Source organism: Azospirillum sp. INR13, from assembly GCF_015390205.1.
GTDB lineage: Bacteria > Pseudomonadota > Alphaproteobacteria > Azospirillales > Azospirillaceae > Azospirillum.
Map to the genome: position 1 here is coordinate 35614 of NZ_VUOI01000010.1, position 13135 is coordinate 48748.

Sequence of the window (13135 nt, forward strand, 5' to 3'; positions counted from 1 at the left end):
AATGCCCTCTCGGGTTTGTTTGGGATGCCTCTTCGGTATTTGGAAGATTGTCACGAAGCCGGCGGCAGAACCTGCCGAAGATCCGTGACGCCGGCTGTGTGCTCAGAACATTATTTTGTGTAGGAATGATCAGCCGGACGACCGCGCAAGGGCGGCGCGCTGTCAAGCCGGGTCGTCGCGGGAAAAGCTCTCGACGAGAAGCCAGGCGATGCGCTCGATGCAGTGCCTGCCGATGGCTGCCGAGGAGCCGTTGGGGTCGCCGAGAATGCCGTTGGCGCTGACGGCCGAAAGCCCGTCGCGCCACATCAATTCCAGGTCGCCTTGCGAAAGAAGCCCCAGTCTTCCGGCCTCGAAACGCTCCGTGCGCACCCGCTCGGGGTGGAGGTCGAGCATCAGCGAGGTTTCGGCGATATCGGCATGGCCGCCGACCTTGATCGGCTCGCCGCCCGCGTCCTCCACCGCATCGCGCCAGCACTCCAGCCACGCCTTCGCATCGGTGAAGGCGGAGATTCGGCAGGAGGCGGGCACGGCCGACCGCAATCGCGGCAGCATGCCAGCCAAGGGCGGAAAATTGCCGACATGAGCGGAGAAGATCAGGATGCGTTCGAACCCGTGCCTCGCCAGGCTGGTGCAGTAATCCCGGCAGATCATTTCGAACGTGCTGTCCTGCAACGAGATCGTGCCGGGAAATGCGAGATGGTGGGACGAACAGCCGACCCGGATGGTCGGTGCCACCAGCGCGTCTCCCACGCCCTTCGCCACCAGGATGCCGAGCTGGTCCGCGTGGTCGGCATCGACGCTGAGGGTCAGGTGCGGTCCATGCTGCTCCACCGCCCCGCAGGGGATGACGATGGTCCGGGTACCGCCTGCAATGGCGAGAGCGACCTCGGACGAGGTCATGAACTCAAGCCGGAGATGATCGCCGTCAGCCATGCTGCTGCCTCGCCTTGCGTTGGAAAAACTGTTCACGCGCCGCGGCGGCCTCTTCGCGGTTCAGGTAATCCTGCATGTCGCCGAGCGTGCGCGCTTCAAGCTCCTCATCGGTCATCCGCGGCGCATCGGCGAAGGTCCGTTTGATCGCCGAGAACAGATGCATGTCCTTGAGGCGAAGCGTCTCGGCGACGACCTGGGTCCGGTCCTGCAGCTCGTGGAAACCGATGACTTCATCGACGAGGCCCATCGCCTGCGCCTCCTGCGCCGAAACAAGCTCCCCGGAATAAAGGAGACGCTCGGCAGCCCGGCGCCCGAGGCGGTTCATCGCTTGGCGCATGCCCTTCGCGGCGGGAAGCAGTCCATGATTGATTTCGGGAAAGCCGAACTTGGCGCTGTCGCTCGCCACGACGTGATCCGCAAACAGAACCAGCTCCAGAGCCCCTCCCACCGCATAGCCGTTGACGGCGCACAGCAGCGGGCGGCGGTAGCCTTCGAGCGCGACAAGCAGCCGATGGAAGGCGCGCATTCGCGGGATTGCGGCGTCCGCTCTGGTGGTGATTTCGCGAATGTCGCCGCCGGCGCTGAAGAAGCGCTCGCCGGCACCGGTCAATATCACGGCCGGCGCGTCGGCCTCTTCGCCGAACCGGGCGAGATCGTCCGCCAGCGCCTGGATCAGATCGAAGGAAAGCGCGTTGGCGGGCGGCCTGTCCATGGTCAGCCGGACCAGCGTCGTGGATAAACGATCCATCCTCAGCATGTTGTGTCCTTTCAGGTTGCGCGGGACTCCCTGACGCCGGAGGTTAGCGCGTGCGCCTCGATGGGTTCTTCCGAAGTCTCCCCGCGAGCGCGACCGTGAAGGGATGTTCTGGCGCGGCACCTGTGTTTGACGGCGAAAGATGCCGCGCTCTCCCGTCGCCGGTTACAGCGCGTCGGCGGTTGCGGACCCGATGGCGACGGTCGCCGTCATGCCCGCCGCCAGTTCGATGCCGGGCGGCACCCGGTCGATGTGGATGCGCACCGGTATGCGCTGGGCGAGACGGACCCAGCTGAAGGTCGGCTCGACATTCGGCAGGCCGCGATGGCCGGGCGTTCCGTTGCTGTCCTCGATGCCCCGGCCGATGCTTTCGACATGGCCGGAAATCGGTTCATCGAAGCCCATCAGCATGATCTGCGCCGGGTTGCCGACACGGATGCGCCGCAGCTTCGTTTCTTCGAAATAGCTGGTGATCGAGAAGCTGGTGGCATCGAGGATGGCGATCTTCGTCACGCCGGCCGTGGCATAGTCGCCGGGGCGCAGCCGCAGATTGGTGACATATCCGTCGATGGGCGCCCGGATCGTCGTCCGTGCGAGATTGAGCCTGGCAAGATCGAGCGCCGCCACCGCCCCTTCATAGGTCGCTGCCGCCTGTGCGGCGGCGCCGGCCGTCTGCTGCAGATCCTCCTGCGAAATGACCTCGCGGAGCTGGCTTCGCCGCCGCGCCGCCGCTTGGCGGACAAGCATGTCCTGGCGCTTGGCTTCGGCCTCGGCCTGCGAGGACGCCACCGCGAGCGAAAACCGCTTGGCGTCGATCTGATAGAGGATGTCGCCACGATGCACATACTGATTGTCGACGACGGAGACGGCGCCCACGGTCCCGGACACCTCCGGCGCGATCTGGACCACTTCCGCGCTCACCCGGGCATCGCGCGTCCACGGCGTCTGCTCGTGGCGCGTCCACACCTGCAGCGCCACGAGCGCGGCGACCGAGCCGAAGCAAAGGGTCAGGGCGTAGCGCCCGAGCAGGGACAGCACAGGTTTCATTGAAATGTTCCGCTGGATGGCAGAGCCCGCAGGAGCAGACCGTAGAGGAGGGCGAAGGTGGCGAGTTCGACGAGCGGCCGGCTGGCGGTCAGCCGGAAGAGTCCCGCAGCCGCGAAGAGCCGGACCGCCGCGACGGTGCCGACGAGGGCAGCCAGGGCGAGCACCAGCAAACCGGGGAGGAAGACGCCCCCGATGTCGAGATCCAGGATCATCGGTCGTTCTCCCGATTTGCCGCGCCGCCCGGACCGAGGGCGAACCGGAGGTCGATGAGCAGGTCGAGCAACAGACTGCGGTCTGCAATCGGGCTGTCGGCGATCCGCGCCGTCAGCGCTTCGATGCGCCGGTGCAGAGCGACGGCATCGGAAGGCCCCGCCCGGTATCCTGGGCCGAAGCGCAGGGCGATCGCGGTGAGAAGCTCGAACCCGTCGTAGCCGATCTCGCCGTCATCGTTGGCACCGTCATTGCCGTCGAGATGCCGGATTGCCTGATAAAACCGACTGGCGGCGTGACCGACACGAAGATGGTGCAGGGTGTCGTCAAGCACATCCGGGTGGGATTTCCCGGACAGCCGGAGCCTCGGCAGCAACAACGCCGTCCGGTCGATCATAAGGCTTGTCCAGAGCGCTTCGTCGGAACCGCCCCCCAGGGCCCGCCGCCTGACATCCTGCCGATTCAGTCGAAGCAGCCGGCCGATTGCCGCATCGACCGGAATGGTCTGGAACAGGCCCATGCTCACGACCGCGAATCCCGTCGCCGCGAACAGCGCGATGATGCTGTTGAGCGACCCGGCGAAGTCGCCGGCATAGGTGGCGCCCAGCCCCGACAGGATCGGGATCGTCAGGGTGATGCCGAGCGCCATGTATGTCGTCGGAGGACGGGCTTGCAGGGAGCCGGCGAACAGGAAGGCCGGCGCGAGCACCGCGACGAGGCCGGCAAAATCCGTCACGCGGGGCAGGATGACGAAGCTGTAGGCCAGGCTGATCGCCACCCCGGCGACCGACCCGATCATGTATTTGACGACATTCGGCACCGGCGTGTCGACATTGCCGAACAGGGAGCAGCAGACGCCCAGGATCGACACCGCCATTCCGCCCTCCGGCCAGGCCGACCAGATCCAGAACGCACAGCCGATGACGATGCCGGCGACCGCGCCCAGCGCGGACCGGGCCGCCATCCAGGGGTCGCGGTGATAGACATAGCCTGTCGCACGCCTTGAACGGAGGTGCGATGCGGCGGCCGGCGGCCGGGCGGCGGCTATGGCGGTCCGTGTACCCCTCCGTACAATGATCCGTTCAAGCCGGTCGCACTCGTAAAGCAGGCCGATCATCTCGGCGAGATGGCCGGCGAGATTGGCCGCGAGCCTGTCGCCGGCCGTCATGGCCTCCTCGGCGATGCGTGTCCGCACCGTCTTCGCGCGGTCGATCAGCCGGATCGCAACAGCGTCCCGGTCGGCCGCATGGGCGGCGGCGACCCAATGCCCTACTCCATCCAGAAGCGCGGCCAGTTCGTCAGGCAGGCGGTGGTCTCCGATGCGAAGGGCATGGATGCGGTCCTCGACCTCCGTCGCGAGTGGAAGCAGTCGCGCAAGCCGGTCATGGATCAGTTGCAACGTCTCGCGGCTCGGCGTCACCGGGACCGGATCGTAGGGCAGGTGAGCGGCCAGCCCTTGCAGGGCGAGAAGATCCCCCGCAAGCCGGTCGCGGTCGCGGCGGATCGCCTGCCCGGAGCTTCCGCGGAGCGCGTCGCCCGCCAGCCGGCGGGCGTCCCGCAACGTTGCCGACAGCCTGGCGGTGAACTGGCCGGTCATGCGCTTCGGCAGGACGAAGCGATGGACCAGGACGGCGCAGAGGATGCCGATGGAGATCTCCTGGACCCGCACCGACGCCGTATCGAAGATGGCGGCGGGATTGAACACGCCGGGGAAGCCGATCAGGCTGGCGGTATAGCCGGACAGAACGAAGGCATAGGCTCGCGCGGTGCGGTCCAGCAGCGAGAGGTAGAGGCACAGGCCGATCCAGCTGGCGAGAACCACGCTGCAGACAATCGGATCGTTGACGAAGCAGGGGATGATCGCCACGGTCGCCACGGCACCGCCGATCGTCCCCACGAACCGATAGACGCCGCGGCTGAGCGACGCGCCTGCCGAATTTTGCGAAACGATGTAGACGGTGACGATGGCCCAAGAGGGCTTCGGCACTCCTGTACGCAGGGCGATGTAGTAGGCCAGCATCGCCGCGGCGAAGCTCTTTGCCGAGAAGAGCAGCGCATCCGCATCCGCTCGCAATACCGGCATCCGGGATTGCAGTGACCACGCGCGCCCGATAGCCGCGACGCCGGTGATGGCGAAGAGCCGGTTCGAAGGTTGTTCGGTTCTCATGCCCGAGAGTATCGGTGCATTGCGCATCCGGATAAATTAGGTATCCTGTCAAAAAATCCCTCAATCATGCCAAAGTCGATCATGCCGAAACCCACGTCCGCATCACGGTCGGCCGTTTCCGTCTTCGACCCCGATCTGGCGGAGCGGCCTGCGGTCGCACGCCGGCTCGACTTCGCGGAATACGCGGCGGAAGTCCCGGTGCATGTGCATCGCAAGGGACAGCTGATTCTGGCGCTGCATGGCGCCGTCACCTGCACCGCTGACGACGAGATCTGGATCGTGCCGCCCGACTGCGGAGTGTGGATTCCGGGCGGCATGCCGCACAGCGTCAGGACGACGGCGAATGCCCGGCTCAGCTACCTGTTCGTGGAGCCGGGAGCCGCAAATCTGCCCGATGTCTGCTGCACCCTGTCGATTTCTCCGCTGGTGCGGGAACTGGTCAACCGGCTGAGCGGCGAGGTTTCGGACTATCCACCCGACAGCCATGCCTCCCGGCTTGCACGGGTGACGCTGGACGAGCTGGCCGGGATGCCGCGTGAACACTTCAACCTGCCCATCTCCAATGATCCGAAGATCCGGGCGATCGCCGACGCCCTGACAATCGAACCGTCCGACCGGAGCACATTGGGGGAATGGGCGAAGCGCGTCGCGATGAGCGAGAGGTCGCTGGCTCGTTTGATGATCCGGGAGACAGGCCTGACGTTCGGACGTTGGCGACAGCAGTTGCACCTTGTCGTAGCACTTCGTGAATTGGCCAGCGGGGCGGCGGTGCAGACTGTGGCGGATTCGCTGGGCTATGAGTCGGTCAATGCTTTCATCACGATGTTCAAGAAAGCTCTGGGAAGTACACCGGCACAGTATTTTACTCAACGCAGGATGAAGCTGTCACAATCCCGAATAAGGAAGAGCGCGAATGATATTGGGGCCGGAACTCACAACCGATAACTGAAGAGTGAACCGCGCCGGGTTTCCCGGAGGCCCCATCTTCTGAGAGACTGGGATCATCATGACGAAACAGGCATCACCCAAATACGCCCCTGAAGTCCCGCGCGGTTCGGATGGTGACGGCATTGACGCGGCGCGTTGCACGGTCGCCCGGCTCATGCGCCGGATGGGCCTGAAGGGGGCGCCGCGTGGCAAGGCGGTGCGCACCACGATCAGCGACCGGGCGGCGCTGTGCCCCCCTTGCGGCGGCAGCGGTTCCGGAACGGAACCGCGAGAGCCGGCCGACCGGGTGAACCGGCAGTTCCAGGCCTCACGTCCGAACGCCTTGTGAGTGGCCGATTTCACGTACGTGTCGACAGGGCAGAGCTTCGTCTACGTGGCCTTCGTCATCAACGCCTTCGCCCGCCGCATCGTTGGCTGGCGGGTGTCCAGCACAGCCCACGCCGGCTTCGTTCTGGATGCGCTCGAACAGGCTCTTCACGAGCGTCGGCCGGCCAAGGGCAGCGGCCTCATCCACACAGTGATCGAGGGTCGCAGGTTGCCTGCCAGCACGAAGAGCGCCAGCACGATGGATGCGCCGGGTTGGTTGCCAAGGCTCCCCAGCTCAAACCGCGCACCGAGACCGATGAAGAAGAATAGCAGCAGGAAGTCGCGCAAGCTCGCCAGCCGTGAAGCAAGGGTTTCACGGAAGCTGGTGGACGCGAGCGAAACCCCGCCGCCAGCAGCAGAATGCCGCTGCCTGCCACCTCGGCGATACCAAGGCCCGACCGGCTCCCTCCGGCACTCACGCCATACGCCGACAAAACCACCATGGCCAGGACCACGACGAGGTCCTGCACGATCAGGAAGCCCAGCGCCACCGCACCCAAGGTGCGCACGAGTTTGACATCGAGCTTCAGACCAACCAGGAACAGCAGTACGGCGATGCCGATCTCGGCCAGCAGTTCAATGTGCTCGGTCGACTGCACCAGCCCCAGCACGCTCGGTCCGGCGAGGATGCCGACCCCGATGAAGCTGACGATCAGGGGTTGGCGGAGCAGAAGCCCCAGCAAGCCGATCAGGGATGCCAACGCCAGCGGTGCGGCCATCTCGTAGAAAATCGACTGGTGCAGAAACGCCACTGCTCTCACCCCCCCGAGCGTTGCCGACATGGGCGTGCGGCCGATGGCCGCGCATCCTTCATGGCGACCGGCTGCCCCGCCGGCGACGGATCAGCTTCTCGATCTCAAGCACCGCGAACAGCAGGACGCCCGCGGCCAGGACCGGCAGCCCCTGCGCGACGCCCAGAGGCCGGGTGTCGAAGAGCGCTTCCATGAATGGCGCGTAGGTGAAGACCAGCTGGAGCGCCGTCACCACGCCCACCGCGATCAGCACCGGCCGCGTTCCCAGCACGCCCCGGAAAGTCAGCGACGGCGCACGCAGGTAGCGCACGCTGAACAGGTAGAACACCTCCATGACGACCAGCGTGTTGACCGCCACCGTGCGCGCCGTGGCCTCGTCGGCACCGTGCCACAGCGCCCACTTGAACATGCCGAAGATGCCCAGCGTCATCAGCATCGAGACGAAGGCGATCCGCCAGACCAGAAAGCGCGACAGCAGCGCCTCGCCGGCCGGGCGCGGGGGACGGCCCATCACGTCGCGCTCCGGCGGCTCGAAGGCCAGTGCCAGTGCCAGCCCGATGGAACTGACCATGTTCACCCACAGGATCTGCAGGGGCGTGATCGGCAGCGTCAGCCCGGCCATGATGGCGATGATGACGCTGAGGGATTCGCCGCCGTTGATCGGCAGAAGGAAGACGATGGCCTTCTTCAGATTGTCGTAGACCGTCCGCCCTTCATGCACCGCCCGCGCGATCGAGGCGAAGTTGTCGTCGGCCAGCACCATCTCGGCGGCCTCCTTGGCGGCCTCGGTTCCCTTCCGCCCCATGGCGACGCCGACGTCGGCCCGCTTCAATGCCGGCGCGTCGTTCACCCCGTCCCCGGTCATCGCGACGACATGGCCCCGCCCCTGCAGCGCCTGGACGAGGCGCAGCTTGTGCTCCGGGCTGGCGCGGGCGAAGACGTCGACGTCCGGGGCCAGCCGTGCCAGTTCCTCGTCGCCCAGCAGTTCGATCTCCGGTCCGGTCAGGGCCGAGCCGGCATTCTCCAGGCCGAGCTGGGCGCCTATCGCGCGGGCGGTGACCGCATGGTCGCCGGTGATCATCTTGACGCGGATGCCGGCGGCCCGGCAGGCGGCGACGGCCTCCATCGCCTCGGCGCGCGGCGGGTCGATCATGCCGACGAGGCCGAGCAGGACCAGCCCGCCCTCCACGTCGCCGAAGCTCAGCTCGCGGTGGTCCGGCCCGGCCGCCTTCGCCGCGAAGGCCAGCACCCGCTGTCCATGCCCCGCCATCTGCTCCAGGCGCTGCTGCCAGGCGGCGGCGTCGAGCGGCCGGTCGCCGTCCGCGCCGCGTTCGGCCGCGCACATTTCCAGGATCCGCTCCGGCGCGCCCTTCACATAGACGATGCCGCGATGCTCATGGTCGTGGTGCAGCGTCGCCATGAAGCGATGTTCGGATTCGAACGGGATGAGGTCGGTGCGCGGCAGGCGCCGCCCCTCCTCCACGGGGTCGATCCCCGCCTTGTGGGCCAGCACCAGGAGAGCCCCCTCCATCGGATCGCCCTCAACCGTCCAGCCGCCGTCCGTCTGGTGCAACGCCGCGTCGTTGCACAGCGCGCCGGCCCGCGCCAGCTCGACCAGCACCGGGCTTTCCTCGGCCAGCCCGTCCCGCCCTTCGAACGTGAAGCCGCCCTGCGGTTTCGTAGCCGACGCCGCCGACCTCGATCTGGCGGCCGTCGGCGACGACCGCACGCACGGTCATCTCGTTGCGGGTCAGGGTGCCGGTCTTATCGGTGCAGATGATGGAAACGGATCCCAGAGTCTCCACCGCCGGCAGCCGGCGGATGATGGCGTTGCAGCGCGCCATGCGCTGCACGCCGATCGCCAGCGTGATGGTCAGGATGGCCGGCAGGCCTTCCGGAATGGCGGCGACCGCGAGGCTGACCACGGCCATGAACAGTTCGGTGACACCGTAGTCGTGGACAAGGACGCCGAAGCCGAAGACCAGCGCGGCGATGCCCAGGATCACGGCGGTCAGCGTGCGGGCGAACACCGCCATCTGCCGGAGCAGCGGCGTCTCCATGCCCTCCAGCCGGGACATCATGCCGCTGATCCGGCCGATCTCCGTCGCCGCGCCGGTGGCCACCACGATGCCGCGCCCCTGCCCGTGCGTAACGAGTGTGCCGGAATACGCCACGGAACTGCGGTCACCCAACGGCGCGTCGGCGGCGACCGGATCGACAGCCTTGCCGACCGGCACGGACTCACCGGTCAGCGCCGCCTCCTGCACATGCAGGTTCTTCGACCACACCAGCCGGAGATCGGCCGCCACCTTGTCGCCGGCCTCCAGCAGCACGAGGTCCCCCGGCACCAGTTCCTCGGCCGGCAAGGTGGCGCGGTGGCCGTCGCGCAGGACGGTGGCGCCGGCCGACAGCATGTGGCGGATGGCGTCCAGCGCCTGCTCGGCCTTGCCCTCCTGGATGAACCCGACTGTGGCGTTGAGCACGCACACCGCGAGGATCACGCCGGAATCGGTCCAGTGGCCGAGCGCGGCGGTGATCGCCGCGGCCCCCAACAGCACCTGGATCAGAAGATTGTTGAACTGCGCCAGGAAACGGCGCAACGGACCACGGGTCCTCGGCGGCGGCAGGCTGTTCGGACCAAAGCGCAGGCGGCGCTCGCGTACCTCGGGCTCGGTCAAGCCCTCGGCGCGCGCGCCCAGCAGGATTTCGGCCTCCGCGGCAGCCAGGGCATGCCATGCCGGCACGTCGGAGGCTGGCGATGCGCCGGAGACGGCGCGGTCCGGAGTGGCTTTCCTGGCCTCTTCGACGAGCATTCTCCACCTCCTGAATGGTTGGCCGGCTCCACCGGCGGCCGTCATTCCTCCATGGGTCGGTTGGCGCGCATGTTGAGGAAGCTCTCCAGGTCGCGGACGGCGATACGCCATTCGCGGCCGAACTTGATGGCGCGGAGGCTCTTGGCGTGAATCCATTCCCGCACCGTCTCTTCGGAGATCTTCAGGACGGCGGACACCTCCTGCACCGTCATCATGGGTTTGCTGAGCATGGCTGGAGCCGAGTGATGGGGATTTAGCGGGGTTTATCCTTGCATAGGTGGACAGAGCGGAAATTGACCCAGGTCAACGCGGGTTCGACGGGAGTTTGGTTTCCTTGTGCGATGGAACCGGTTCGTTCAGGTGCGCCCCGATAACGGCTGAGGCCGCTTACTTTGGGAGGACGCGTTATGACACTGCGGATACTCGTTCCCCTTCATACCTATCCCGATGGCAACGCCGACGGCATCGCCCGGCAGGTGGCGGTGTACGCCCAGCACCTGCAGGCCAATGTCTTCGCTCTCGCCTGCAACATCGATCTCCCCAGCCCATCCAGCCTCCTCGGCAATCTGGTCATCAACGTGCCTGCGATGATCCGGGAGGCGAAGGCCGGAAGCCGGGCGCGGTCGGCGGCGCTGATCGCCGCGATGAAGGCCGAACTGGAACCGTCGGGGATCCCGCTGCGCACCCTGGAGGTCGAGCGTTATCCAGGGGAGTTCGGAGACGTCATCGCCCGTCAGGCGCGCTATCACGACCTCGTCCTGCTCGGGATGTGCCAGCACGACAGGATCCCGCGCCTGACCGCCGAAGCCGTGATCTTCGGCTCCGGCCGCCCGGCCCTTCTGGTTCCGGAATCCGCGCCGGCCGAAGCGCCGGACCATGTGGTGGTCGCCTGGGACGGCGGGAGCGCCGCCGCGCGTGCAGTCTGCGATGCCCACCCCTTCCTCCATCGCGCCGGAACGGTCACCATCGTCACGGTGGCCGGCGAAAAGCCCCTGGCCGATGACTCTGCGGGGGAACGGCTGGCGGAGTATCTGGCGGATCACGACATCGAGGCGCAGGTTTCCCGGCTGCAGAGCGGCGGCCGCTCCATTGCGGACGTCCTGCAGGCGCATGTGCGCGATGTGGGCGCGGGTCTGCTGGTCATGGGAGGCTTCGGCCATTCCCGCATGCGGGATTTCGTCCTGGGAGGCGCCACCCAAGGGATATTGGATGATCTTCAGGTTCCCGTGCTCGTCTCGCACTGACCGCAGGCAAGGCGCAGCCACCGCGCATCTATCGGGGAGGAAAACGACCATGAAGACCATCCTGATCGCCACCGATCTGTCGGCCCGCTCGGACCGGGCGCTCGACCGGGCCCTGATGCTGTCACGGGAACGCGATGCGCACCTCGTCGTGCTGTATGTCGTCGACGGCGGACCGTCTCAGGAAGCCATCAAGCGCCGGCAGGTGGAGGCGGCGGAGGCGATCGGCGCCTATCTGGAGGCGCGTGGCGGTGAACCGAAACCCGACATCCGGATCACGGTTGGCACCCCGGATCGCGAGATCCTGCGGTGTGCCGCGGAGATCGGAGCGGATCTGATCGTTCTCGGCGCGCATCGCGTCGCACCGGAGGACGACACCTTCCGGGACTCGACGGCCTGGAATGTGCTGCGGCAATCCGACCCGCCCGTTCTTCTGGTGAAGGACGCCGCGCTGAAGCCATACCGGCGCGCGACGGTCGGGTTCGACTTCTCGCGGCATGCGGAGGCGGCACTGCGCCTCGCCTTCCGCTTCCGGCCGGAGGAGGTCGCGGTGGTTCACGCCTATCATGTTCCGTACGAGGGATTCCTGTACGGCTCCGACACCCACGGCGATTACCGTGAGCGGTGCCAGGAGAATTTGAGCGCCGCCGTCCAGGCGGTGATGCCCTCCGTCCGCTGTCAGTTCCCGGTAGCGGTGGAACCGCAGTGCCTCCTGTCCCATGGAGAAACCCTGGGGTCGCTTTGGCAGGAATGCCAGCGGATGCGCACCGATCTGCTGGTGATCGGCACGCATGGCCGCACGGGGCTGGCCCATGCCGTGTTCGGCAGTGTCGCGGAGTTCATGCTGCGCAATCCGCCCTGCGATGTGGTGGCAGTGCGGCCCCCCGCCGGGGCGGCATCATGAAGACGGTGCTGGCCGCCACGGACCTATCCCGCCGCAGCGAGCGGGCGGTGGCTCAAGCCGCCCATCTTGCGGCGCGCCAGGAGGCGCGGCTGATCATCCTGCATGTGGTGGACGACGAGCTTCCCAAAGCCCTCTTCGAAAGTGAGCGCAAGCAGGCGCTCCAAGTCCTCGACGCAACGGTGGGTGGGCCGGGGTATCCACCACGTGACCGGGTTTCCGTTCACGCCGTCGGCGGCCTTGATTTCCAGGTGATCCTGAAGGTGGCGGCGGAAGAAGGGGCTGACATGATCGCGCTCGGCGCACACCGTCGAGCCCTCCTCGAAGACATTCTCACCGGAACGACGGTGGAGCGCGTGGTTCGTCACGCAACTGCGCCGGTCCTCGTGGTGAAGCGGCCCGCCCCCGGAGAGTACCCGTGCACGCTGGCGGCCGTGGACCTGACCGAGGAGGCTGCCGGCGTACTGCGGCTGGCACACCGGTTTTCCGGAGGGCAGACACTCTATGCCATGCACGTACTCGACGACACGATGCTGCTCCAGATGGCTGTGGCGAGCGCCGGCGCGGATCAGATGAACAGACATCGAGCAGTGATGAGCGGACGCTGCGAGACGCTCCTGCGTGAGATCAGCCGGCGGGCCGGGCTCGCCGATGGTGACTGCCTCCCCTTCCTCGGCTGGGGCGTGCCGGCGCCGGCAATCCTGTCCGGAGCGAAAGAGGTCCAAGCGGGGCTGACTGTTGTCGGCACGCAAACCCATGCCAGGGGAGCGATGGAGCGCCTGCTGCTCGGAAGCGTAGCCGAATGCCTCCTGCTCGACAGTCCTTGCGACGTGCTGGTGGTCCCGGTTGCTGGTTCAACTCCACTGCCTAGGATCACTGCAGGAATTTGATCTTAATTCTTGCCCATACTGAGACTTAGTTCCTGCTCAGCCTGGTCCTACAGCCGGGATCATTCTTAGGGCGGCCTGTTGAAGGGTTCATCCTACCGCATGGAGGTTGGGAT

At 66.6% G+C, this 13135-nt stretch carries 12 protein-coding genes and 2 pseudogenes; 5 read left to right on the forward strand and 9 right to left on the reverse strand.

What is annotated here, in order from left to right:
- Window positions 1-162 precede the first annotated feature (162 nt).
- The 5 genes from F1643_RS10275 to F1643_RS10295 form a co-directional block, all read right to left on the reverse strand.
- Window positions 163-933, reverse strand: a complete 771-nt coding sequence (locus tag F1643_RS10275) for a creatininase family protein (RefSeq protein ID WP_194912985.1) — start codon at window positions 931-933, stop codon at window positions 163-165.
- Window positions 926-1690: an enoyl-CoA hydratase/isomerase family protein gene (locus F1643_RS10280; protein ID WP_194912986.1), complete on the reverse strand. Its 765-nt coding sequence runs from the start codon at window positions 1688-1690 to the stop codon at window positions 926-928. The genes F1643_RS10275 and F1643_RS10280 overlap by 8 nt, the downstream gene beginning before the upstream one ends.
- A 162-nt stretch (window positions 1691-1852) precedes the next feature.
- On the reverse strand, window positions 1853-2734 hold the full coding sequence (locus F1643_RS10285; protein WP_194912987.1) for an HlyD family secretion protein: 882 nt from the start codon (window positions 2732-2734) through the stop codon (window positions 1853-1855).
- Window positions 2731-2946, reverse strand: a complete 216-nt coding sequence (locus tag F1643_RS10290) for a DUF1656 domain-containing protein (protein WP_194912989.1) — start codon at window positions 2944-2946, stop codon at window positions 2731-2733. The genes F1643_RS10285 and F1643_RS10290 overlap by 4 nt, the downstream gene beginning before the upstream one ends.
- Window positions 2943-5111 (reverse strand): FUSC family protein, encoded by a 2169-nt coding sequence (locus F1643_RS10295; protein ID WP_194912990.1) that lies wholly within the window; start codon window positions 5109-5111, stop codon window positions 2943-2945. Before F1643_RS10295 ends, F1643_RS10290 begins: the two co-directional genes overlap by 4 nt.
- Before the next feature lie 66 nt (window positions 5112-5177).
- Here F1643_RS10295 and F1643_RS10300 point away from each other — a divergent pair, with 66 nt between their 5' ends.
- A complete protein-coding gene (locus F1643_RS10300) occupies window positions 5178-6056 on the forward strand; it encodes a helix-turn-helix domain-containing protein (protein WP_255542627.1) in 879 nt (292 codons plus the stop codon).
- Between the two features lie 118 nt (window positions 6057-6174).
- Window positions 6175-6617: pseudogene (locus F1643_RS10305) on the forward strand (DDE-type integrase/transposase/recombinase); the annotation flags it as partial.
- 242 nt (window positions 6618-6859) lie between these two features.
- On the opposite strand, the pseudogene F1643_RS24700 reads toward F1643_RS10305, so the two are convergent.
- The 4 genes and pseudogenes from F1643_RS24700 to F1643_RS10320 form a co-directional block, all read right to left on the reverse strand.
- A pseudogene (locus tag F1643_RS24700) lies at window positions 6860-7207 on the reverse strand (cation:proton antiporter); the annotation flags it as partial.
- Window positions 7208-7235: 28 nt separating this feature from the next.
- Window positions 7236-8798 (reverse strand): HAD-IC family P-type ATPase, encoded by a 1563-nt coding sequence (locus F1643_RS22845; protein WP_370540560.1) that lies wholly within the window; start codon window positions 8796-8798, stop codon window positions 7236-7238.
- A complete protein-coding gene (locus F1643_RS22850; RefSeq protein WP_255542628.1) occupies window positions 8719-9990 on the reverse strand; it encodes an HAD-IC family P-type ATPase in 1272 nt (423 codons plus the stop codon). Before F1643_RS22850 ends, F1643_RS22845 begins: the two co-directional genes overlap by 80 nt.
- A 41-nt stretch (window positions 9991-10031) precedes the next feature.
- Window positions 10032-10220: a helix-turn-helix domain-containing protein gene (locus tag F1643_RS10320; protein WP_194912992.1), complete on the reverse strand. Its 189-nt coding sequence runs from the start codon at window positions 10218-10220 to the stop codon at window positions 10032-10034.
- Window positions 10221-10397: 177 nt separating this feature from the next.
- Between F1643_RS10320 and F1643_RS10325 the strand changes: the two genes are divergently transcribed.
- From F1643_RS10325 to F1643_RS10335, 3 genes are read left to right on the forward strand one after another with little or no spacing between them, the layout of a single operon-like run.
- Entirely contained in the window at window positions 10398-11234 is an 837-nt protein-coding gene (locus tag F1643_RS10325; protein ID WP_194912993.1) for a universal stress protein, read from the forward strand.
- 49 nt (window positions 11235-11283) lie between these two features.
- Window positions 11284-12135: a universal stress protein gene (locus F1643_RS10330; protein WP_194912994.1), complete on the forward strand. Its 852-nt coding sequence runs from the start codon at window positions 11284-11286 to the stop codon at window positions 12133-12135.
- The gene (locus F1643_RS10335; RefSeq protein WP_194912995.1) at window positions 12132-13022 is read left to right on the forward strand and encodes a universal stress protein; all 891 of its coding nucleotides are present in this window, start codon (window positions 12132-12134) and stop codon (window positions 13020-13022) included. Before F1643_RS10330 ends, F1643_RS10335 begins: the two co-directional genes overlap by 4 nt.
- Window positions 13023-13135 lie beyond the last annotated feature (113 nt).

What these genes read in the sequence shown, in the direction of transcription:
- F1643_RS10275 (WP_194912985.1), bottom strand. Translation starts at nt 933, where the DNA reads ATGGCTGACGGCGATCATCTCCGGCTTGAGTTCATGACCTCGTCCGAG.
- F1643_RS10280 (WP_194912986.1), bottom strand. Translation starts at nt 1,690, where the DNA reads ATGCTGAGGATGGATCGTTTATCCACGACGCTGGTCCGGCTGACCATG.
- F1643_RS10285 (WP_194912987.1), bottom strand. Translation starts at nt 2,734, where the DNA reads ATGAAACCTGTGCTGTCCCTGCTCGGGCGCTACGCCCTGACCCTTTGC.
- F1643_RS10290 (WP_194912989.1), bottom strand. Translation starts at nt 2,946, where the DNA reads ATGATCCTGGATCTCGACATCGGGGGCGTCTTCCTCCCCGGTTTGCTG.
- F1643_RS10295 (WP_194912990.1), bottom strand. Translation starts at nt 5,111, where the DNA reads ATGAGAACCGAACAACCTTCGAACCGGCTCTTCGCCATCACCGGCGTC.
- F1643_RS10300 (WP_255542627.1), top strand. Translation starts at nt 5,178, where the DNA reads ATGCCAAAGTCGATCATGCCGAAACCCACGTCCGCATCACGGTCGGCC.
- F1643_RS22850 (WP_255542628.1), bottom strand. Translation starts at nt 9,990, where the DNA reads ATGCTCGTCGAAGAGGCCAGGAAAGCCACTCCGGACCGCGCCGTCTCC.
- F1643_RS10320 (WP_194912992.1), bottom strand. Translation starts at nt 10,220, where the DNA reads ATGCTCAGCAAACCCATGATGACGGTGCAGGAGGTGTCCGCCGTCCTG.
- F1643_RS10325 (WP_194912993.1), top strand. Translation starts at nt 10,398, where the DNA reads ATGACACTGCGGATACTCGTTCCCCTTCATACCTATCCCGATGGCAAC.
- F1643_RS10330 (WP_194912994.1), top strand. Translation starts at nt 11,284, where the DNA reads ATGAAGACCATCCTGATCGCCACCGATCTGTCGGCCCGCTCGGACCGG.
- F1643_RS10335 (WP_194912995.1), top strand. Translation starts at nt 12,132, where the DNA reads ATGAAGACGGTGCTGGCCGCCACGGACCTATCCCGCCGCAGCGAGCGG.